Here is a 23,341-nt window from a genome sequence, read left to right as displayed (position 1 = left end):
ATATTTTCTTTATCAAGGGCTTTATTAATTATAATAGTAATCATTATTATTTTCTTCATCATATCTATATATATTATCCTGCTGATTATTATAGTTTTCTTCATTAGTTTCGTTAGTTTCATTGCTGTAGTAATAATAGTCAGATTTGTAATCTTCAGGTCTTATGATGATAATATTATTAGTATTATTGAAATTGCTTTCTAAATTTTCTTCCTGAGTATAATTATCTTCCGTATTCAAATAATTATTACTGTAATTATAATAATCCATTTCGTATGTATTAGATTCATTATAATATCCATAATTATAATCACCGCTTATTTCATTAGATATGCTCATACTGAATTCATAATTTCTAGCTTTTGATATTCCTTTCTGCCATTTTTCTTTAGTTAAATCTCTTTCAAATATAAGATAGTATCTTCCCTGATCCAAACTTATAATCTGTTCATCATCAGTCTGAGGCATTGCAGCAATTTTTCCCAATATATCATTTGATATGCTTATATTAACAGCCTGAGAATCTATTAAAAAATATGAAAGTTTAACACTGGATTTTATAGGTATATTAAAATTATAATAATCCTTATCATAAGAATAATCTATAGCACCTTTATATGTTTGATTAAACTCTATAGTCTGAGCTTCTGATGGTTTATTGTTAGGTTCATGTTCTGTGTATTTATCATAAGGTTTTGCTATAATGCTTACTCTGTATGGTATATTGGCAACTGTATTGCTTGCTGTCAGTATAAAATAATATGACATATACGGATATAATATAAGTTTATCTACAGTTTCTCCATCTCCTGTATTATTAATATCTTTCATAGTTATCCAATTGCCTTTCTGATCATAAAGTCTTATGCTGGCATCTATTGCTGGTACTCCAGAAAGTTCTATAGATATTGAATATGTATTAAAAGAGCTGTTTGTTATTTTATATGAATCTATTTCCATATTTTTTAAATCCCCAGTCTTTAATAGCGGATTATATGTCTGACTGTAATATCCGTCTATAGTATATAGTCTGTTTTCACTATTAACATCTATAATCTGAGAAGATGATATTTTGTCATTAGGCTCTTTCTCATCGCTTTCTTTATAATCCCTTTTTTGAAGTATTAGAATATAGTCAATATTTTCTTTAACGTCATCTTTAGGCGATATTGAAATATAATATTTATTTTCATTGTTTCCGCTGTCAAAATATATGCCTTTCATAATTTGAATAGAGCATTCAAAATTATTATTTTGATTATCGTTTTTTCTTAGATCATTTATATCATTAACATCATCAGGATTTATTTCTTCATCTATAGCAATATCAGCAGCATTATTTGTATTATTAGCAGCAGTAATCTCAGGTTCGCTTATAACTTTTATTACATTAGTTTGAGAATCATATAAAGTCATAGTAACAGGCATATATGTGGAATTAGAAATATAGAAATCTATTATCTGTGATTTATCATCAGCCGTAAAATAATAATAGTCTGTATTTGTACCTTCTAATTGACCTATTATGCCGTCTTTATTTATATATTGTGCGGTTTCAAAAGTATTATTATTTTCAGATTTATTTTCTAATTTGTATTGTCCTCCTTTGCATGATAATACTAAAAAAGTAAATATAAATACAACAGCTAATTTTTTTTTCATATTACTATCACCTAAAAATTATAAACTATCTTTTATTATACATCATTATTGAATAAAAAGATATAAAAATATGTTTTAAAAAATCGAAGTTGTCTATTGACATTTTATATATAATATGGTATTATGCTTTTACGTTTTCAAATTAATATGGGTAGGTGGCCGAGCAGTCAATGGCAGCAGACTGTAAATCTGCCGACGTGAGTCTACGGGGGTGCGAATCCCTCCCTGCCCACATTCTTTTTTACGCCATCTTTTTTAATAAAGGATTGTATTTTGGCTATAGAGTTTTTTAATGAATACGTATCCATCGTTATGGAAGCTAATTTGAGTTCTCCTGAGGAAATAAGTAAATTTCTTGAAGATTCTGAAGAAGCATGCAATATCAGAATGCCTGTAGTCGTTCTTGATATGAAAAATGTAAGAGAAATAAACAGTGCTGGAATTGCTAAAATGCTTAAATTATATAAAAATCTGCAATCGTTAAAAGTTAAGCTCTTTATGACTAATTTGCATGAATCTGTTTCACCTATATTAAAAAGTCTTATGATATTCAGTTTAATAAAATATTTTGATGACCCTAAAGATTTTATAGTTTAAAAAACTTAAACATAGCTCTGCTTAATAAAGAAGTTTTATTCTTTATTTTTAAACTGTCCATATTAAGAATATCAACCAAAATATGATGAATATTATTTATATTGTTTCTATTAAAATTACCAGCACATGTAGCACAGTAAACATATAGATTTTCTAAGTTTTTATTTTTTAATTTATCTATAAAGCCTTCTGCCAATTCTTTCTCATTAACAATGGCACATCCCCCAAGTCCGCAGCAATTAACATCTTTTACTTCTTTGATATTATTCTCATCTAAATCTATAATTTTTAATATAGCATTTTTTATATGTTTTGATTCTTTATCAGGACAAGGTATAAAAAGATTTATTTGTTCATCATCATTATTTAATTTAAATTTCAAACCCAATTCATACATTTTTTCATATATAGTGATAATTTTAATATTGATTCTTGGTTTTAAGAAATAGTAGCAATTAGGACATAAAGTTATTATTTCTTTTATTCCATTAGATATCATACTATTTTCTAATTTTTTTATTATTTCATTTTCATAATCCTCTATGCCTAATTCAGCTATAGGTTTTCCGCAGCAGTCAAATACAGCACCGATATTATATTCATTTTTAAATTTATATAATATATTTTTTAATGCATCAGGATAAAATGATGAAAAATTGCATCCTGGGAATATTACAGATTCGCTAATTATGTTATTATAATTCTTAAAAATATAATCTTTTTTTTCAAACAGCAGAAATTTATATTTTTCTTCAATTTCTTTTCTGTTTTTTATGTCAGACTCAACTTTGCTGCTTCTTAAAGATAAAGATATTTTATGTCCGTCTATATCTTTAGGACAAACAATCTTGCAGTCATTGCATAAAAAACAATTATAAGCTAAATCTTCGTGCTTTGAAAATTCATGCAAATCCATATTGTATTTAGTTAAAAAACTGCATTTTTTTACACATCTATTGCAATGTATACAATCCTCTACATTATCAGGCATTTTCATAAAAAGTCCTTATTTCATATTATTATATATATTTGCTATTTTTTCTATATCCTCGCCATTTCTAAACATATACTGAAGTTTCTGCATATAAATCATAGTTTTTATAATTCCGTTTTTTTCAAAACGTCTTGCAGAAGAAATTATATATGAATCAACAGCATTAATAGGGCATACATCTTTCAGTTTTATGGATAATTTATAATCTTCCATAAGAGGCATATCATCAAACATTCCTATATCAAAAAATAGTTTTTTTTCTATAAATATTCCCTGATCCCCAAATGCTATATGTCTTAGTGCCGCTCTTACATTAGATAAAAATCCGCATATACGCATTAATATTTTTTTGCTGTCAAATTTTATTTTTAAGCATCCTGCTTTTTTATTATTTTTTATAAAATTTTCTATCTTTATTAATACGCCTTTTTCTATAATACTGTCAGCATGCAGAAATAAAAGTATATCATATTTACTTTCTTTAGCCCCAGTATTTAATTGTTTAGCCCTGCCTTTATCAGAATACACTATCTTGTAATTGCAGGTATTTTTTATTATATCAAGCGTTTTGTCTTTGCTTCCTCCGTCGGAGAATATTACCTCAAATTCTCCTTCTAATTCATTCAAATTTTTTATTAATCTTTCTATTACATTTTCTTCATTCAATATTGGTATAATTATAGAAACAGACAAATTTAAAAATCCTAATCTAAATTTATGCTATTTAAAAAATTCTTTGTATTCTCAAGTATTATATTATTATTATTTATTCTATTATTTAATTCAATCAAATCATTATACTCATCAATATCGTATCTATTTTCTATAGCAGAGTATTTCAAATTAATATTTTCTACAGCACTTAAAATATTTTTAAGATTTCCGCTATTAGTATTAACTATTACATCATTATACTTATTCATTCCAACTAAATAATATCCTCCGTCATAGCTAGGACCGAATACAAAATCATTATCATCTAATAAATTAAAAGAATCAATTATATTCTCTTTGCTTATTTCTGGTATATCAGTTCCTATTAGAATACATTTTTTATATCCTAAATCAAATACTTCCTTCATAGAATTGTATATTTTTTCATTTTCATTATTGCTGTTTATTTTCTGCTTTATATATTTATTTTCATCATAAAATATTTCTTTTAATATATTTAAATCCCCTTCAGGATTATAAGATATTATTATATCAATATCATCATGCTTTAGTTCTTTCATTTTTTTATATATATCTTTTAAAAAGCATTTATGTATACTTGCACATTCTTCAGGTGATAATTTTGTTTGTAATCTAGTTTTGGTTTTACCTGCTATTGGTATTCTTGTGAATATTATTAAAGCATTGGATTTCATATATTATGCTCTTTTCTTTATTAGTGATGGAATGAGCATAATTAGTATGCTTGCTGTTATGAATACGGATATAGCAATATTTATTGTATTCAATTTAAATTTTCTTAAAGCGTATATACCATCTCTTATAATTGAAGACGGAGTATATGCCATAGCAGATGGAGATAATATTATTAAGGCAATTACAAAGCATAAAATTAGATTGATAAGCGAAAATATTGTATATCTTTTGAAAATATTTTTTTTATTATTTATAAAAACGAATATAACAAATAGTAAAGCCCATATTATAAAAAAACATAGTCCTATATTAACACGCATTTCAAGCCATACATTTTTGAACATCATAAAAGCAATGATCATAGCCCATAAAAAAGTATTATATAGTACAGCAAAATATTTCACTTATCAATCCTTTTATTTTTATTAATTGTTTGTAGCTATTCTAAATATAACAGAAACTCTAGTTCCGTCAGCAGGAAGTACATCTTCTCTTCCATATCTGCCTATTTTTTTAATTTCAACAGCACCAGTTTCATAAGCAGCATCGCTTGTTATACCTACCGCACAGCTGTCAAGACATAGTATGCATCCTGTTCTTTTATCTTTAGCATTTTCTAAGTTACCTCCGAATCTTATGTCCATAGGTCTTTCATCATCTGATCTTATTATATCAGCAAAAGGTATTTCTTTTCCTAATCCGTCCCAAGTAACAAATACATCAAGTTTTTGACCATCAACAGTTTTTTCTAATTTCATATCTTCCATAGTCAAATTATTTCCAGGTACTGCTCCTATATCTATTAATGCCTGATAAAATTCTCTCTCATCAGCTAATCCTCTTAATACAGATTTATCCCCATTAGAACCTCTGTCAAATACAACTCCATGTCTTGTTGGTGAATTAAAATATTTGCCATTTACTTCTGCAGGGACTATAACCTCTTTTTTTTCTATGTCTATTATAACAGGCTCAGCTCCTTCATCTCTTAATATTACACTGCCCATAGAATTAGTTAATTCTGTATTGGAGGCAGCAGATGATGAAGAAGATTGTTTATTACATGATACCATTAATGATACAAATAATAAACATACAAATAAAGTTAAAATAAATTTTTTGTTCATACTTTTCTCCTTTTTATTTACAGTTATTTATAAAAATTGCATACATGAAATTCATATACTAGCAATTCTTAGTTTATTATTCAGCTATTCTAAATATAACAGAAACTCTAGTTCCGTCAGCAGGCAGTACATCTTCTCTTCCATATCTGCCTATTTTTTTGATTTCAACAGCACCAGCCTCATAAGCGGCATCACTCGTTATAGCCATAGCACAACTGTCAAGACATAATATACATCCTGTTCTATTGGATTTAGCAGCCTCAAAATTGCCTCCGAATCTAACTATCATCATTCTATTTTCAGATGATTTTATTATATCTTCAAAAGGTATTTCTTTTCCTAAGCCATCCCAAGTAACAAATATATCCAAAGGTTCTCCTTTAACCGCTTTTGATAATATCATATCTTCCATAGTTAAATTATTTCCTTCAACACGTCCTATATCTTTTAAAGCCTGATAAAATTCTCTTTCATCTGTAAGCGATATTAATACACCCATCTCTCCATATTTTCCGCCTTTGAATACTATGCCATGATGTCTTGAAGGCGTATTAAAATATTTGCCGTTTACTACAGCTTCTATTATAACTTCTTTCTTATCATTATCTATAACAGCAGGCACAGCTCCTTCATCCCTTAAAATTACACTTCCCATAGAATTTTTTAGTTCATTACTGCATGATATTGACAATATAAATAACAAAAATAAAATAATTTTTTTTATCATATATAACCCCATAAAATATAATCTTATATAACCCCATAAAATATAATCTTAAACCGATTTATTATTAACATATTTTTTCTTTAATAAAAAAGATATAACTAATACAAATACCAATATAACAGCAGCAATCAAAAAATATAAAGATCTATTATTTTCAGCGACTATTCCTACAGATGCTATAGTAAATAAAGATATTCCAGGAAGCATAAACAAAAATGTATATAAAGAATACTGCATAAAACTAACATCTGTTATACCATAAGCAAAGTTCTGTATATTGTATGGAAATAGAGGAACCAATCTTGTAATCATTAAAAGAAGCATTGCATTTTTATTTCCATCTTGGAACAATAGCTTATTTAAGCATTTATTTTTTTCTATGAGAGGCTTTATAGTATCTTTTAGGAAAAATCTTGATACCAAAAAAGAAATTATAGCAGCCAATGTAGAAGATACAGAGCATAATATTATTCCAAGTATAGGTCCGAATAATATACCTGAAAATAAAGCAAAAGTAACACCAGGAAGTGCCAGTATAGAACTTCCAATAGCTGTTATAACAATATATATTATTGATGCTTTAACTATATTATCACCTATCATATATTTGAAATCATCAAGATTATGAATTTTATCATGCAGTTTGTAATGATGATTAATGATAATAACAGCAATGATGGCTATTATAAATATTATTAATTTAATATATTTAGTTTGTACTTTCATTGTTTTCTGTGTTATTAACCGATTTTGTTTTATCTTTTCTATTTTTATATATTTGTCTTAATAAAATTATCAATGCAGATAAGGCAAATAATATTAAAAGTCCTGTAACAAATAATTTGGCTCCTCCTGTAAGCATTCCTCCTACATAAGAATAAACTATAGTAGCAGGAAGCTGACCTATTCCAGTTGCTATAAAGAAACTTAAAAAATTCATAGATGTTAATCCAGCAGCATAGCTCACTATATCAAAAGAAATAAAAGGAAGAAGTCTTGCTATAAGCACGCTTTGTTTTCCATATTTCTCAAAAAAATCATCTATTTGTTTTAATCCTGTTTTACTTGTTAGTTTTTCAACAAAATCTCTTCCAAGTATTCTAGCAATATAAAAACATACAGCAGCACCAGCCATAGCACTAGACCAAGATAATAATGCTCCCGCTTTCCATCCGAATAGATTAGCATTTGCAAATGTAAGTAAGAATGCAGGCAAAGGGGCTACTACAGATTGAAGAACCATAAGTATAAATGAAACAGCCATAGCATAATGTCCGTAAGATGCCACGAATTCTTTTACAACATTAAAATCTCCAGTAGCAAACATTTTAAATATATTATTGAGCTGTTTATTTACTGCAGGTACAAAAAAATAAGATAACACACATAGTACAATTATTAGTAATAGAATAATTTTTTTTATTATTGATTTTTTATTAAAAGTGCCAGATTCATTCATAATAGATAAACTCCCGATTTTATAAAATAATTTAGATTTTATAATTATATATTTATGAAATAAGTCTCACGGACTATATGATTTTATTTAAGAGGAAATTTGTAATTATTAAAAAATATAAGTAAATTGTTAATAGAATATTTATTAAACATAATCCTTCCAAAAAAATTACTCTATTGCTAATAATAACAAAAAGAATAAAAATATCAAGTAAAATATATGATAAAAGCTATACATTCTATAAAAAATTATTTTTATAATGAGGTTTTATATTTTAAATTAAAAAAACAATAATTTAAAAGTATTTATATAATTTTTTATTGACTATAATTCTTTGTATGTTATTATAAACTAAATTTCTAATTAGGAGAATTTTACTATGAAAAAAAATATTATAATCTCTTTTGTAGTTTTATTATCATTGATAATAAGCTGCAGTAATTCATCATCATCTTCTTCATCTTCTCAGCAGCAGACTAATACTGCAGCAAGTTATAAGAACTTAACTGTTGATGAAGTTATAACATTATGGAAATCAAATACTAACATCATATTAATAGATGTAAGAACACCAGATGAAATTAAAGAAACAGGTACTATAGAAGGTGCTACTAATATAGATTTTAAAGCAGCTGATTTTAAAGACAATGTATCTGCTTTAGATAAAAGTAAAGAGTATATAGTATTCTGCAGAACAGGTAACCGTTCAGGACAGGCTTCTCAAATAATGGCTGATTTAGGTTTTACTAATGTTAATAACCTCAATAATGCAGGATATGATGAGTTTTCTAAAGCATTGGCTGAGTAATAAAAATTAAATTTATGAACTTTCATTTTTTTATTTACTATAAGAATAAAATCCCTCTCATTTTTTCAATTTAATTAGATCGTGAATCTATAGTTTTAATAAAAAATAATTCATTATTTATAAAAGCCCGCACAGATTTATGCGGGCTTAAATGGGGTAAATATTTTATGGAATTTACATCTATATTTTTTTGGGGATTTTTATCTCTATATGGAATTACAATGACATTTTTATCTCCGAAAGCCTTGACAATTAAAAGTTTTTTTAACGGTGAAGATAAATATGGAAATAAACCTTCTACTTTTATATTAACATCAAGTATTTTTATAAGTTGGATATTTGCAAAATCAGTTACAAATGCAGCTAATTTAGGGGCAGATTATGGAATTGTAGGAGGGATCGCTTATGCATTATATTGGTTATGCATACCTATATCTGGAATAGTTATATACAGATTAAGAAAAAAGTATAACGCTAAAGGACTTGTCAGCTTTTTAAAAGATAATTATGGAAATGCCGCTGCTTTATCATTTTCTGCTGCAATACTTATAAGATTATTCAATGAAATTTGGAGCAACTCTTCTGTTATAGGGGGGTATTATGGAGCAAGCGGAAGTATTAATTTTATAATAGCAGCCTCAATATTTACTATAATAACATTAATATATTCTATGAAGGGAGGCTTATTAAGTTCTATTATTACAGATGCAATACAAACTGTACTATTTGTTATAATATTTATTTTTATTGCGGTGTGGATAATACCTAAACATTCCTTAAATGAATATGCTTCATCAGGAACTTGGACTTTGTCAGGAGGAGTTGATTTAATTCTTGTAACTTTTATACAAATTTTTAGTTACCCTTTTCATGATCCTGTATTAACTGATAGAGGATTTATATCCGAAGAGAAAGAAATGCTTAAAGCGTTTATAGTATCAGGCATATTGGGTTTTATTGTTATACTCATATTTAGCTTTATAGGAATACATGCAAAATTGGAAAATATAGTTTTAAGCGGAAACGTTCCAGCTGATGTAGCTAAAAATATGTCTGTATTTGCGTTCCTTTTAATGGCAGTATTAATGATATTTGCTGCTGGTTCAACTTTGGATTCTACATTTTCAAGTTTATCTAAATTGGCTGCTCAAGATTTACCTCATATAAAAGGCATAGATTTAGGAAATAAAGCAAGAATAATAGGTATGCTTGTTATGGTTTTGTTTGCTGTAGTAGGAAATTTGCCAATGATAGCAGGAACTAATATACTGGCAGCAACAACAATAAGCGGCACTATGGTAATAGGACTTTCTCCTATATTTTTACTTCATGGTATTTTTAAGCCTACTAAGATAGGATTTCATTTGAGTTTTTGGATAGGTATTTTTTTAGGAATAGCTTATACTATAGGTGTTATTCCAAAAATATTTAGTATAGGCGATGGTAAAAGTGCTTTATTATTAGGTGTTAATTTATATGGAAGCATATTATGTTTCTTGGCTTATATTATACCAAGCATAATAATGAAAAAGGATAAAGTATGAGAGCAGAAACATGTCCGTCTGATTATGCATTGGATAAAGATTCATTTAAAAAAGTAATAAACATAAATAATTCGACATTGTATATAGTTGGAGGATTATACGGAAATATTGAGTCTTTAAAAGAAATAAATAAGATGATTGAAAATGAAAAAGATAAAGATATTTTGCTTATATTTAATGGAGATATGCATTGGTTTGACAAGAGTGCAGATGATTTTAAAAAGATAGAGGATATGTCTGAAAATTCTCAAAAGCTTTTAGGAAATGTTGAAAAAGAGCTTTTTAGAGAAGGAGATTATAATGGGTGCGGATGTTCATATCCAAGCTATGTATCTGATGATATAGTTAATAGATCCAATATTATACATAAAGAATTGAAGAAAGTTATGGATATTTTGACTAAATATAAAAATATATTATCTGGCAGAAAGAAAAATATTACATTGGAAATGATGGGGCAGAAAATAGCTATAACACATGGTGATGAAAAGTCATTAAGCGGATGGGAATGTTCTAATGAATCTTTAGAAAGATATGAAAGACAGAATGAGCTTGATAATTGGTTTATAGAAAATGATATAGATATTTTGGCATCTACACATACATGCTTTCCTGCTGCAGCTAAACTTAAAAATGGAATTGTTATAAATAATGGTGCTGCAGGCATGCCGAATTTTAAGGGAAAGCTTTATGGCTTAATAACTAGAATATCAAATTCTGTAAATGAGAATGCTGTTTACAGAGATAGAATTAATAATTTGTATGCAGAGGCTGTTCCAGTTAGGTACAATAACGATAGATTTTTAAAATGGTTTGATAATTTATGGCCTTTAGGAAGCGAAGCATCTGTATCATACAGAGATAGAATAATCAATGGAACTGAATATGGTATAGAAAAAGCTGTAATAAAAGGTTTTCAAATACTATAAAAAATTAAGGAGTATATAAATGATGCATTTTTCAGAAACTTTAAAAAAATATGATATTGAATTGAAGAAAAAAGAAATAGAAACTGTGCAGATTAACACAGGTTATAGTTGTAATTTACATTGTGCTCATTGCCATGTTGATGCTGGTTCTAATAGAAAAGAAACTATAAGCAGAGAAGTATTGAATGACTGTTTAAAGTTTATAAAAAATTCTAATAAACAAATAGATGTTGATATAACAGGAGGTGCTCCTGAAAATTGTGATTTATTACCTAAATTCATAGAAGATGTTAGAAAGTTAAAAAATGTTAATAGAATTATATTAAGAACTAATTTAACCATATTAGAAAATAAAAAAGAACTTATAGATATTTTTAAAAATAATAGGGTAGAGTTGGTAGCTTCTCTTCCTTGCTATACAAAAGAAAATGTTGATGAACAAAGAGGAAATGGAACTTATGAGAAATCTATAAAAATGCTTAAATATTTAAACTCTGTAGGGTACGGCATTGATAAAGATTTAATTATAAATTTGGTTTATAATCCATTGGATGATTATCTGCCTGCTTCTCAAGCAGAATTAGAAAAGGATTATAAAGAGCATTTAAAAAATGAACATGGCATAGTGTTTAATAATTTATATACTATTGCCAATATACCTATAGGAAGATTTGAAGAGAAACTTAAAAAGAATAATAAGTATGAGCAATATATGCAGCTTCTTGAGGATAATTTTAATGTATCAAATGCTTATAAAGTTATGTGTTTAAATACGATTAATATAGGTTATGACGGAAAAGTGTACGATTGCGACTTTAATCAAATGAAAAATTTAATATCTGCAAATAATAAATCTTCATATATAGGTGATTTAACCATTGATGATTTTAGGGACAATTCTATAGTAATAGAAGATTATTGTTACGGATGTACTGCTGGAGAGGGAAGCAGCTGTCAGGGAAATTTGCAGTAGTTTCTATTGAAATTTAGCGGTCATTTTATTATACTTATTCTAGTAAAAATTAGGAGGGTATCAATGCCGAATATACCTACTGTAAGATGGACTGGAGATGAGCTTTATATACTTGATCAAACATTAATACCTGTAACTGTAAAAGAAGTAAAGTTATCAACTATTGAAGATGCTTATAATGCTATAAAGGAATTGAAAGTTAGGGGAGCTCCTGCTATAGGAGTTGCTGCTGCCTATTCTATGCTTATAGATTTAAAAAGTAAGACTGATTTATCTGCCAGCGATTTTGAGAGCAGGGCTAAATATTTGAACTCTTCAAGACCTACAGCTGTTAATTTAAGTTATGCTTTAAATAGAATGTTTAATGCTGTAAATAATAAGAAAGATAAAACTTCATTAGAATTATATAATATGCTTGAAGATGAGGCTAAGAAAATACACTCTGAAGACATAGATATATGTCAGAAAATAGGCGAGAATGGTGCTGAACTTTTAAAAGATAATTTTGGAGTACTTACACATTGCAATGCTGGAAGATTGGCGGTAAGCGGAATAGGTACGGCACTTGCTCCTATGTATACAGCATATGAAAGAGGTATGAAGATAAGAGTATATGCTGATGAAACAAGACCATTGCTTCAAGGTGCAAGATTAACTAGTTTTGAATTAAGCGAGGCTGGTATAGATGTTACTTTGATATGTGATAATATGGCTGCTTTTATAATGTCTAAAGGGCTTATAGATTTGGTTATAGTAGGATGCGATAGAGTTGCTGAAAATGGAGATGCTGCAAATAAGATAGGTACAATGGGAGTCGCTATTTTAGCTAAATATTTTAATATACCTTTTTACATAGCATGTCCTTCAACTACTTTTGATTTGAATACAAAAACTGGACATGATATAGTTATAGAAGAGAGAGATGCTAAAGAAGTAATAAATTTTGCTGGGGTACAAACGGCACCATTGAATATTAAAGTAAGAAATCCAGCTTTTGATGTTACGCCTAATGAGCTTATAACAGGGTTTATTACAAAAAAAGGGATAATAAAACCTCCGTATATAGAAAATTTAAAAAAGGCTTTCAAGGAGTTTTAAATTATGGCTTATAAACAACTAAGTATAGATACTATAATAGACTATTTAAAAACCATAGATGAAATGAAAAATATATTCTCCAGCTTTGATGACTTAATAATAACTGAAATTGGAGATGGTAATTTAAATTTTGTATACAGCATTACAAATAAAAATAATGATAAAGAAACTGTAATTTTAAAACAGTCTGTACCCTTTTTAAGATGCGTTGGAGAAAGTTATCCTTTGGAAAAAGACAGGATGAAAATAGAGATAAAAACCCTTAAGGAGCAATACAGGTTATGTCCTAATCTTGTTCCTAAGATATATTATGATTCTGATGATATGTGCCTTGTTATAATGCAGAATTTAAATAATCATAAGGTTTTAAGGGGAGAAATAATAGAAGGAAAAAAATTCCCTAAAGCTGCAGAACATTTAACAGATTTCCTATCTAATACTTTATTTTTTACTTCTGATTATTATTTGGATACTAAATCTAAAAAAGTTCTAGTTATAGAATATATGAATGCTGAACTATGTAGTTTAACAGAAGATTTTATTTTTACTCATCCTTTTGAAGATAATGATACTAATGTATTTTATGATGAATTAAATATAGATGAAGTTAAAAAATTTCAAAGAGATTCAAAACTTAAAACAGCAGCGGCAGAGATGAAATATGCATTTATGACTAAGACAGAAGCATTATTGCATGGAGATTTTCATTTGGGAAGTTTTATGGGTAATGAAGAAGAAACATATATTATAGACCCAGAGTTTGCATTTTACGGTCCTATAGGGTTTGATATTGGAAAGGCTATAGCTAATTTCTTTATGGCTTATATTTCGCATGAGTATCATCAAAAAAGATTAGGTACAAATTCTATAGAGTATAGAAAATGGCTTTTTGATACAGCTAAATATATGCTTACAGGAACTTTAAGTAAATTTGAATCTCTATGGAAAAAACATTTAGAAGAAACTAACCCTTTATATTGGCAGTACCCAGAAGGAAAAAAACATTCAGAGGATTATATTAAAACTGTTTTAAATAGAATATTCAAAGATTCTGTAGGTTTTGCAGGATGTGTGCTTATAAGAAGAACTTTAGGGCTTGCAAAAAATAAAGATATTTCAGGCATTCAGGATTTAAAAGAGAGGGCTAGACTTGATTGGATATGTTTAAACATAGGAAGAGAGTTTTTGATAAATAGAGAAAGTATTGATACTATAGATAAAGTTGCTGAGATTGTAAATAGATATTCCAATATTGATAAACTGTAATTATTAAAACTACTATTTTATATAAAATATTTTTGACAATAAAAAATTGCATGCATATAAAAAATATGCATGCAATTAAAAGATTATTCTATATAATTAGAATTTTTTTATTTCTTATATCGTTTATAAAAAATTTGTTCGTTAATAGGCTTCTGCCATCAGGAACTCACAATTTTTTTATTTCTTCTATACTTAATCCTGTTATTTTGCTTATAATATTAATATCCATATTTTCTTTTTTCATATTTTTAGCCGTTAATATTTGATTTTCCTTAATACCTTCTTTAATACCTTCTTCTCTAGATCTTTTTAAATCTAATTCCATACTTTTATTAAAAAAATAAGTATCTACTTCTCGTTTTTTATACTTATCCATTACTGGACTGTCATTAACAAATGTACGGCATTTTTTTTCTACTTCTTCAAATATAGTATTTTCTTTCATTAAGATAGACATATTTTCCCCCTTAAAAAATTTTATCCAAGAAATGAATTCTTTATGTATATTATCTAAATCTTCTATTTCATTAATATCTTTTAAATTGAATTTAGGAAGTTCAAGGAAATGCAATTGACAATGATCTGTTAGAATTTTATTATTGTTTAATTCTTTTAAAATATAACAGCTATGTACTTTATCTTCATCTGTTAATATAAAATTTGTAATATTAATACTTACAGTAGCTTTTAATTCATCATAAAAAGAACCTCTATTTAAACTAGAACTGTAATTATAAGCCCAATAATACAAAGCTCTTTTTATAAAATCTTCATTTCCTCTTGATTGTATTTCTATTAAAACAGTGATACCTGTTTCCGTAGTAGCTTTTATATCAACTATTGATTCTTTTTCATCATAGTTTTCTGATATATTAAAAGGATTAAGTATTTCTATTTTATTAAAAGTTTCAAAGTCTAAATCTTTAAATACTGCATTAATGAAATTTAAAGCTATATTTTCATTGCCCTCATGCGAAAATAAATAGCGTACAAAATAATCATTAATTCTATTTAAATTATTTATTGTAACAGGTTCATTCAGTATTTGTTTTAATTTATCAAAATCTTTCATAATATTATTATACAAAAAATAATGGTAAAAGTAAAGTTTATTAAATTTATATATTTTTCACAATAAAAAAGTGCATACATATAAATAATATGCATGCTCTTTTTATTTTATTATTTTTTATATACTAAGATAGTATTCTAAACTGTCTGGATTATTTAAATGATGAAGTGCTGCTTTGTCATCTTCTTCTATAACAATATCAATTGCAGTTTGTCCTTCTTTGTTTTTAATATTATAATCAGCCCCCATATTTATAATAACTCCTAACATACCATAACTTCCAACAACATTTTCTACGGCAACTATTAATGGAGTATCTCCGTTATCATTTTTTTTATTTACATCAGCACCGTTTTTTATCATATAGTAACAAAGATCTGTTCCAAACCAAACTTCACGTGCTAAATATGTTAAAGGAGTATCTCCTGTTGCTGAACATATAGCATTTAAATCAGGCTTTAAATCAATAATATCTTTAGCTAAACCAATATTACGATACTTCATTGCTATTATTAATGGAGTATATCCGTATCCGTCTTCTAAATTTATATCAGCACCTTTCTCTACTAAAAATTTAACCATTTCCTTATCATTTCTAGCAGCAGCTAAGCCAAGAGGTGTAATATTATCATATTGTTTATTTAAATCAGTATCATCTTTTATAAGTTTTTCTAATGCTTTCATATCGCCTTTAGATACAGCATTCATCAATTCATCATATCCGTCTATATTATTTGAATCTTCACTTGATAATAATTTTTCTATTTCATAATATTTGCCGTCTTTTACTAATTTTATAGCTTCTTCTCTAGTTGTATTAGTATTAAGATTAAAAACATCATTATCTACTAATAATTTAGTTATATCATAATTATTATAGGCATAAAGCATATAATCATCAGCTGAGTTTAAATTTGCTCCTTTATCAATTAAAAATTTAGCCATTTCTACATATCCGTTTTCTGCAGCTACTTTCAAAGGAGAATTAACCCAAAATCCGTCATAAAATATTTGAGCATCTATATCTTGTCCTATAGATAATAAATATTTAACCATTTCTATATTATTTTCTCTTACTGCATCAGGAATTAAAGTTTCTTTTGAATCTCCTCTTTTTACAAGAAGTTTAAGTACATCAAGATTGTTGTTGTCAATAGCAATATCTGTTAAATAATAAGAATATTCATAACCATAATCTCTATTTTTATCAAGTCCTTTATCAATTAAGATTTTAGTCATTTCAGGATTATTATTTCTAACAGCATGATAAAGCATATCAATACCGCCTTCTGTTTCCATATTATCTACTCTAGCATTAACATCAGCACCTTCTTTTATAAGCTCTTTTGCTAAATCATTGTATCCGAATTGTACTGCCAAAAATAAAGGAGTAGAATCTTTAAATATGTATTTATCACCAAAATTTGTCATTTCAGTAATTTTTCCTTCTAGTCCCTCCTCTGCTAATAATTTTGATATTTCGTATATTGGTGCTTTATATTTATGTTCATTAAGTATTTCATCTATTTTTTTATATCCTGTAGGCATAGGGTCTAATTTTGTGCCTTGAATATATTCATTAGTATATTTAGTTTCGTCAAAATTAATATCAATATCTGTATTATTATTTGTAGTTGTTGGATTAATATATACTTTATTAGTTTCTGTTTGATTGGTTTGAGTATTTTCTGTTTGTTCAGTATTACCGCCGCCGCATGAAATTATCGAAACCATTAAAATAAAAATAGAAATAATGGAAATAAAATTTTTCATATTTTTACCCTCTGTATGTATTATTATTTTTTATAATAAATTAAAATAATTAAAATTTCAATTACAAAATATTAATAAAAAAGTGCATACATATATAATGCATACACTTTTTATTGAAACTATTAAAATTATTGTATATTCAAAATTTTAAGCATCTCAGCTTCTATTGCTTTAATATCGCCTTTTGCTTCCTGAATAGTTTTTATCTCTGCCCTTCTTTGCTCTAGTAACTCTTCCTGACCTTGTTTATCCAAAGCAGCTTTTTTGGCAAAATAGGCATCGCTTATAAGTCTGTCAGCCATTCTCAAAGTTCTGTCGGATACTATTGCTTTGTCTGATGCATTTTCTGCCTTAGACATATCAAAGCTAGCATCAGTTTTTAAAGCTCCTTCAGGTACTCCGTCAAGTATGCTTCCTTTCCATTCCAATTTTGGCTGATAACTATACGTAACATAATCAAAATAATCTGCATTCTTTATTTCATTATTATCAATGAATATATCAAGTGCTTTATTATAACTTGTATCTAATAAAAACATTTTATTTTTACCGTCTTCAGTATATATTTTTTGAATACAGTTTAAATCTTGAAAATCTTTGTTATTAATAAGCTGTCCTATTTCTGAATCAAAATCTACTTCCAAATTCTCTTTCAAAAGTAAAGTAAAATTCACTGTACCGCCTCTTCCTCCGCCATAATCATAATCCCCTGAAAGCATTAATTCTTCTTTGCCGTCATTATTGATGTCGCATAAAAAGAAAGAAGGAAAATATATACGCCAACCCATTGTTTCATCTATATACTCCAAATATTTTTCTTCATCAAATTTACCGAAACTTATAAATTTAGAGCCTTTAGTATAATCTTTCAAATCATTTGTAGAGATTGAATTAATTTCAGCAGATTCTACTTTATCTATATCTCCAAGTCTGAAATTATAAGTTTTTATCTCTTCAAATGAAGCATATATATGATCATTCATAAACTCAGGATTATAATAATGCATATTTACTCTTGATTCAATTAAAAATGTATTTTTCTTAAACTCAAGAAAACTAAGTCCATTCCATCCATCATAATACTCCATAAAATCAATTCCGTAATAATTTCTAAAATACTCCGCATCATCAAAATATAATTTATCATTGCTGAGTCTATTTTCAACATAAGTTTTTAAATATTTATTTATTATATTTGTATTAACTATTTCTGGTACTATATTTACTGAAGCTATATGAGCTGTACCTTCCAATTCAATTGAACTTAAAGAATAATTATTTTCATTAAATAAATCTATATATCCAGTATTTTTTGTAATATATCTAGCGAAACCATTGTTATAAGCATCAGCAGCTAATTTTTCTGCCCTTAAAGAATCATTGGCTTCTATTATATAATCAACTAATTTCATTTTACTACTGTAAGCATCATCATCATCATACTTTGATATCATCATAGATATATTAGTGCCGCCTGATTTTTTCCATTCTGTTAAATACTTTTTTTCTTCTTCAAAATAATAAAGCGAATCGCAAGCAAAATGAGATAAAAACAAAGCTAAATAAACATTAGCATCTTTTTTATTTAATTTTAATAATTCTTCTCTTGCCTTTTTTAATGCTAAATTCTGATCAACATATAAATATTCATCAGCATAATAATCTGTCAAATCTTCATTATATCTATCCCAACTACTGAAAGTTTCACTAAATGGATCATAATTAACATTTGATATAAACTCTATAGAATATTTTTTTCTTTCATCATCATTGGCAAATTTCCTATTAAGAAAATCAAAATTCCTTTTTGCATATTCATTATTTTCTCTTGCTTTTTTAAGTTCTTCATCAAATTTAGCTTTATCTACTCTAATGCCTTTATAAACATATTTCATATCAAAGAATTCTTTTTGATTATCTGTTTGTTTGCTTTGATTGTCTGATGAAGTTTGAGAATTATTATTTTGTGATGTTTGATTTGTGTCTTTATTACCGCCTCCGCAGGAAATAACTGTCATTATTAAAGTAAGTATCATAATGATAGAAATAAGTTTTTTCATATTAAACCGTCCATAAGTATTTTTATGTATCATAAATTAAAATGATTGAAATTGCAATTAAAAAATATTTTTAACAAAAAAAGTGCATTATAGTACACACACTTTTATTTAAACCATTAAAATTATTGCATATTCAAAATTTTAAGCATTTCATCTTCTATTAATTTAATATCTCCTTTTGCTTCCTGAATAGTTTTGATTTCTGCTCTTCTTTGCTCCAACAATTCTTCCTGACCTTGTTTATCCAAAGCTGCCTTTTTAGCAAAGTATGCATCACTTATAAGTTTGTCAGCTACTCTCAAAGTTCTGTCTGATACTATTGCTTTGTCTGATGCATTTTCTGCTTTAGACATATCGAAACTTGCATCAGTTTTTAAAGCTCCTTCAGGTACTCCATTAAGTATGCTTCCTTTCCATTCTAATTTGGGCTGATAACTATATGTAATATAATCAAAAACTTCTGCATTCTTTATTTCATTATTATCAACGAATATATCACATGCTTCATTATTAAGAGTATCCAATAAAAGAATTTTGTTTTTTCCATTTTCTGTGTATATTTTTTGAGTACATCCCAAATGTTGAAAATCAGGATTATTAATAAGCCGTCCTGTTTCTGAATCAAAATTTATTTCTAAATTATCTTTTAAAAGTAAAGTATAATGTGCTATACCCCCTCTTCCTGCAGAACTAGTATATTCGCCTGAAAGCATTAATTCTTCTTTACCGTCATTATTGATATCACATAAGAAGAAAGATACTTCATGCAGAGGATAATACATGTTGCTAGCTATATAAGATGAATATTGTTTTCTATCAAAGCTGCCTGAATCTATAAATTTGGAGTCTTTAGTATAATCTTTCAAATCATTTGTAGAAATTAAATTAATTTTGGCAGATTCTACATTATCTATATCTCCAAGTCTGAAATTATAATTTTTTATCTCTTTAAATGAAGCATATAAATTATCTTTTATGAACTCAGGATTATAATAATGCATATTTACTAATCCGTTCATAGTACTTTCAATTAAAAATGTATTCTTTTTAAATTCAAGTAAATTAAGGTTGTTCCAACCATCATAACAATAAACGGCATTAATATTGTAATAATTTTGATGATATTCTAAATAGTCTTCTATATCATCATTAGCTAATCTATTATTTATATAAGTTTTTATATATTTGTTCATTATATTTGTATTGCCTATTTCTTCTGCTATTTCTACTGAAGATAAACGGGCTGTACCTTCCAATTCAATTGAAATTAAAGAATAATTATTTTCATTGAATAAATCTATATATCCATTATTTTTTACAATGTATCTATAGAAATTATCTTTATAAGCATCAGCAACTAATTTTTCTGCTCTTAAAGAATCAGGAGCTTCTATTATATAATTAATTAAATTCATCTTTTGTATATAAGTATTATCATTATCATTTTTTCTCATCATCATAGCAATATTACTTCCGCCTGCTTTTTTCCATTCTGTTAAATATTTTTTCTCTTCTTCAAAATAATAAAGCGAATCGCAGGCAAAATGAGATAAGAATAAGGCTAAATAAACATCAGCATCTTTTTTATTTAATTTTAATAATTCTTCTCTTGCTTTTTTTAATGCTAAATTTTGATCAACATATAAATATCCAACAGCATAATAATCTTCAACTTCACTATATACACCCCAGTCCCCCCAGCTTATTAAGAATTTTAGATTTAATGTAGCATAATTAACATTTGATATAAACTCTATAGAATATTTTTTTCTTTCATCATCATTTGCAAATTTTATATTAAGAAAATCAAAATTCCTTTTTGCATATTCATTATTTTCTCTTAATTTTTTAAGCTTCTCATCAAATTTTGTTTTATCTGCTCTAATACCTTTATATACATATTTCATATCAAAGAATTCTTTTTGATTATTTGTTTGTGAAGTATTAGTTTGAATATTTTGAGATTGTGTATTGTTGTTTTGTGATGTTTGATTAGTTTGAGTATTTTGTTCTGATTGATTTGCTTCTTTGTTTCTGCCTCCACAGGAAATTACAGCAATTATTAAAATAAATGCTGCAATTATAGAAATAATATTTTTCATATAGTACCCTCTGTATGTATTGTTGTTTTCGCATTATAAATTAAAATGATTGAAATTTCAATTAAAAAATATTTTTAATAAAAAAAGAGCATACATATAATGTATACACTTTTTTATTGTAACCTTTATATTTATTATAGATTTTCTATTTCTTGTATACTTAATCCTGTTATTTTACTTATAATATTAACATCTATATTTTCTTTTTTCATATTTTTCGCTGTTAATATTTGATTTTCTTTAATACCTTCTTTAATACCTTCTTCTTTTCCTTTTTTAATTCCTTCTTCAATTCCTAATCTTCTTTCTTCATCAAGCATTATTTGATTACCATATAAATAAGCCTCTTTTTTTTCATATTCCATCATCATTAATTTACTTTTGACAAAATTATTATATTTTTTCTGTACTTCTTCCATTATAGGTTTTTCTTTTACTATTTCAGACATAGATGCCTCCAAATTTTTACTTGTAAATATTCTTAGCCAATAATTTAAATCTTTAGATAATGCATTTTTCTTAAACTTTTTTAATTCTATTATATGTATTTGTAAATGATCAGTTAGCAGCTTTTTATTATTCATCTCATAAAGCATATAGCAGGAATGTATATTTTTATTTTTATCCAAATTGAAATTAAGTAAATTAATACTTATTACTGGTGTAAGCTCATCGTATCTTTCTCCATGTTTTAATAACTTACTATAATTAGCTGCCCAATAATATAAGATACGTTCTGGGAATCTTGAATTACCTTGTAACTGTATTTCTATTATGACTACTGAACCGTTTTGAGTAATACATTTTACATCTACTATTGTCTCCTTTAAATTTTTATTTTTCTTCAAATTAAATGGAGTTAAAATTTCTACTGAACGGAAAATCTTCATATTAGCATTAAGCATTATAGAATTGATAAAGTCCAAAAGTATAGACTCACTGCTTCCCTTATCAGTAAAAAGGTAGCGTATAAAATAATCATTCAAAGGATTGAAATATTTGATTTTTTTAATATTTGATTTTTTCTCCATAAAATATATTATACTAAAATAAACATAAATTGTCAAAATTTGAAAAACTGCAAATAATAAAGTGCATACATATATAAAGCATGCACTTTTTTATTATTTATTAATAACTAAGATAATTTTCTAAATCGATTGGATTAGTCATGTGATGAAGTGCTGATGTATCATCTCTAGCTGAAGCAATATCAATGGCTGTTTGTCCTTCTTTGTTTTTAATATTATAATCGGCACCCATATTTACAAGAACTCCAACAATACCATAATTATAACTTGCAGCTGCAATCATTAATGGAGTATTTCCTTCTTTATTCTTTTTATTTATATCAGCACCATTTTTTATCATATAATAACAAAGATCCGCTCCGCCGCCGTACTTCTTGGCATTTACTAAATATGTTAAAGAAGTATCGCCTGTTGCTGAACATACAGCATTTAAATCAGGCTTCAAATCAATAATATTTTTAGCTAAACCAATATTATAATAATCTATTGCTTTCATTAAAGGAGTATATCCGTATCCATCTTCTAAATTTATATCAGCACCTTTCTCTACTAAAAATTTGACCATTTCTTTATCATTTCTAGCGGTAGCTAAATTAAGGGGTGTAATATTATCATATTGTTTATTTAAATCAGTATCATCTTTTATAAGTTTTTCTAATGCTTTCATATCTCCTTTAGATACAGCATTCATTAATTCATCATATCCGTCTATATTGTTTGAATCTTCGCTTGATAATAATTTTTCCAT

22 protein-coding genes and 1 tRNA gene are annotated in these 23,341 nt (G+C 26.8%); 8 read left to right on the top strand and 15 right to left on the bottom strand.

Going from position 1 to position 23,341, the window contains the following annotated elements:
- Positions 1-24: 24 nt before the first annotated feature.
- Positions 25-1,662 (bottom strand): peptidase, encoded by a 1,638-nt coding sequence (locus Q0J69_RS07665; protein ID WP_297205765.1) that lies wholly within the window; start codon positions 1,660-1,662, stop codon positions 25-27.
- A 149-nt stretch (positions 1,663-1,811) separates the two neighbouring features.
- Here Q0J69_RS07665 and Q0J69_RS07660 point away from each other — a divergent pair.
- Positions 1,812-1,894 (top strand) — tRNA-Tyr (locus Q0J69_RS07660).
- A 41-nt stretch (positions 1,895-1,935) separates the two neighbouring features.
- On the top strand, positions 1,936-2,259 hold the full coding sequence (locus Q0J69_RS07655) for an STAS domain-containing protein (RefSeq protein WP_297205762.1): 324 nt from the start codon (positions 1,936-1,938) through the stop codon (positions 2,257-2,259).
- On the opposite strand, the gene Q0J69_RS07650 is transcribed toward Q0J69_RS07655, so the two are convergent.
- The 8 genes from Q0J69_RS07650 to Q0J69_RS07615 form a co-directional block, all read right to left on the bottom strand.
- Complete coding sequence (locus Q0J69_RS07650) at positions 2,249-3,256, bottom strand: (Fe-S)-binding protein (protein ID WP_297205759.1); 1,008 nt, start codon at positions 3,254-3,256, stop codon at positions 2,249-2,251. The genes Q0J69_RS07655 and Q0J69_RS07650 overlap by 11 nt on opposite strands.
- A gap of 9 nt (positions 3,257-3,265) precedes the next feature.
- Complete coding sequence (locus Q0J69_RS07645) at positions 3,266-3,946, bottom strand: TIGR04283 family arsenosugar biosynthesis glycosyltransferase (RefSeq protein WP_297205756.1); 681 nt, start codon at positions 3,944-3,946, stop codon at positions 3,266-3,268.
- Positions 3,947-3,957: 11 nt separating this feature from the next.
- A complete protein-coding gene (locus tag Q0J69_RS07640; RefSeq protein WP_297205753.1) occupies positions 3,958-4,623 on the bottom strand; it encodes a TIGR04282 family arsenosugar biosynthesis glycosyltransferase in 666 nt (221 codons plus the stop codon).
- 3 nt (positions 4,624-4,626) lie between these two features.
- Positions 4,627-5,028, bottom strand: coding sequence for a hypothetical protein (locus Q0J69_RS07635; protein WP_297205750.1), 402 nt, complete (start codon positions 5,026-5,028; stop codon positions 4,627-4,629).
- A gap of 21 nt (positions 5,029-5,049) precedes the next feature.
- Positions 5,050-5,751 (bottom strand): YdjY domain-containing protein, encoded by a 702-nt coding sequence (locus tag Q0J69_RS07630; RefSeq protein ID WP_297205748.1) that lies wholly within the window; start codon positions 5,749-5,751, stop codon positions 5,050-5,052.
- A gap of 76 nt (positions 5,752-5,827) precedes the next feature.
- Positions 5,828-6,478: a YdjY domain-containing protein gene (locus Q0J69_RS07625; protein WP_297205746.1), complete on the bottom strand. Its 651-nt coding sequence runs from the start codon at positions 6,476-6,478 to the stop codon at positions 5,828-5,830.
- Positions 6,479-6,526: 48 nt separating this feature from the next.
- Complete coding sequence (locus Q0J69_RS07620; protein WP_297205743.1) at positions 6,527-7,204, bottom strand: VTT domain-containing protein; 678 nt, start codon at positions 7,202-7,204, stop codon at positions 6,527-6,529.
- Positions 7,188-7,937, bottom strand: coding sequence for a TVP38/TMEM64 family protein (locus Q0J69_RS07615; RefSeq protein WP_297205740.1), 750 nt, complete (start codon positions 7,935-7,937; stop codon positions 7,188-7,190). The genes Q0J69_RS07620 and Q0J69_RS07615 overlap by 17 nt, the downstream gene beginning before the upstream one ends.
- 379 nt (positions 7,938-8,316) lie before the next feature.
- Between Q0J69_RS07615 and Q0J69_RS07610 the strand changes: the two genes are divergently transcribed.
- From Q0J69_RS07610 to mtnK, 6 genes are all read left to right on the top strand, one after another.
- Positions 8,317-8,745 carry a rhodanese-like domain-containing protein gene (locus Q0J69_RS07610; RefSeq protein ID WP_297205738.1) on the top strand — a complete coding sequence of 143 codons (429 nt, stop codon included), beginning with the start codon at positions 8,317-8,319 and terminating at the stop codon, positions 8,743-8,745.
- Positions 8,746-8,912: 167 nt separating this feature from the next.
- Complete coding sequence (locus tag Q0J69_RS07605; protein ID WP_157145092.1) at positions 8,913-10,289, top strand: sodium:solute symporter; 1,377 nt, start codon at positions 8,913-8,915, stop codon at positions 10,287-10,289.
- Entirely contained in the window at positions 10,286-11,218 is a 933-nt protein-coding gene (locus tag Q0J69_RS07600) for a hypothetical protein (protein ID WP_297205729.1), read from the top strand. Before Q0J69_RS07605 ends, Q0J69_RS07600 begins: the two co-directional genes overlap by 4 nt.
- A gap of 19 nt (positions 11,219-11,237) precedes the next feature.
- On the top strand, positions 11,238-12,191 hold the full coding sequence (arsS, locus tag Q0J69_RS07595; RefSeq protein WP_297205726.1) for an arsenosugar biosynthesis radical SAM (seleno)protein ArsS: 954 nt from the start codon (positions 11,238-11,240) through the stop codon (positions 12,189-12,191).
- A 63-nt stretch (positions 12,192-12,254) separates the two neighbouring features.
- A complete protein-coding gene (gene mtnA / locus Q0J69_RS07590) occupies positions 12,255-13,289 on the top strand; it encodes an S-methyl-5-thioribose-1-phosphate isomerase (RefSeq protein WP_297205723.1) in 1,035 nt (344 codons plus the stop codon).
- A gap of 3 nt (positions 13,290-13,292) precedes the next feature.
- Positions 13,293-14,555, top strand: coding sequence for an S-methyl-5-thioribose kinase (gene mtnK, locus Q0J69_RS07585; protein ID WP_297205721.1), 1,263 nt, complete (start codon positions 13,293-13,295; stop codon positions 14,553-14,555).
- A 166-nt stretch (positions 14,556-14,721) separates the two neighbouring features.
- On the opposite strand, the gene Q0J69_RS07580 is transcribed toward mtnK, so the two are convergent.
- From Q0J69_RS07580 to Q0J69_RS07555, 6 genes are all read right to left on the bottom strand, one after another.
- The gene (locus tag Q0J69_RS07580; protein ID WP_297205719.1) at positions 14,722-15,627 is read right to left on the bottom strand and encodes an Rpn family recombination-promoting nuclease/putative transposase; all 906 of its coding nucleotides are present in this window, start codon (positions 15,625-15,627) and stop codon (positions 14,722-14,724) included.
- Positions 15,628-15,744: 117 nt separating this feature from the next.
- On the bottom strand, positions 15,745-17,400 hold the full coding sequence (locus tag Q0J69_RS07575) for an ankyrin repeat domain-containing protein (protein ID WP_297205716.1): 1,656 nt from the start codon (positions 17,398-17,400) through the stop codon (positions 15,745-15,747).
- 128 nt (positions 17,401-17,528) lie between these two features.
- Complete coding sequence (locus tag Q0J69_RS07570; protein WP_297205713.1) at positions 17,529-19,460, bottom strand: hypothetical protein; 1,932 nt, start codon at positions 19,458-19,460, stop codon at positions 17,529-17,531.
- Between the two features lie 122 nt (positions 19,461-19,582).
- Entirely contained in the window at positions 19,583-21,562 is a 1,980-nt protein-coding gene (locus Q0J69_RS07565) for a hypothetical protein (protein ID WP_297205710.1), read from the bottom strand.
- 134 nt (positions 21,563-21,696) lie between these two features.
- Positions 21,697-22,593, bottom strand: a complete 897-nt coding sequence (locus Q0J69_RS07560) for an Rpn family recombination-promoting nuclease/putative transposase (protein ID WP_297205707.1) — start codon at positions 22,591-22,593, stop codon at positions 21,697-21,699.
- A gap of 100 nt (positions 22,594-22,693) precedes the next feature.
- Positions 22,694-23,341: ankyrin repeat domain-containing protein (locus Q0J69_RS07555; protein WP_297205704.1), on the bottom strand; the 648-nt coding region annotated here is incomplete at its 5' end.

The sequence above is a fragment of the uncultured Brachyspira sp. genome (assembly GCF_944388875.1).
Lineage (GTDB): Bacteria > Spirochaetota > Brachyspiria > Brachyspirales > Brachyspiraceae > Brachyspira.
Note: the sequence above shows the minus strand (reverse complement) of the source record. Positions and strands in the feature narration are given on the sequence as shown.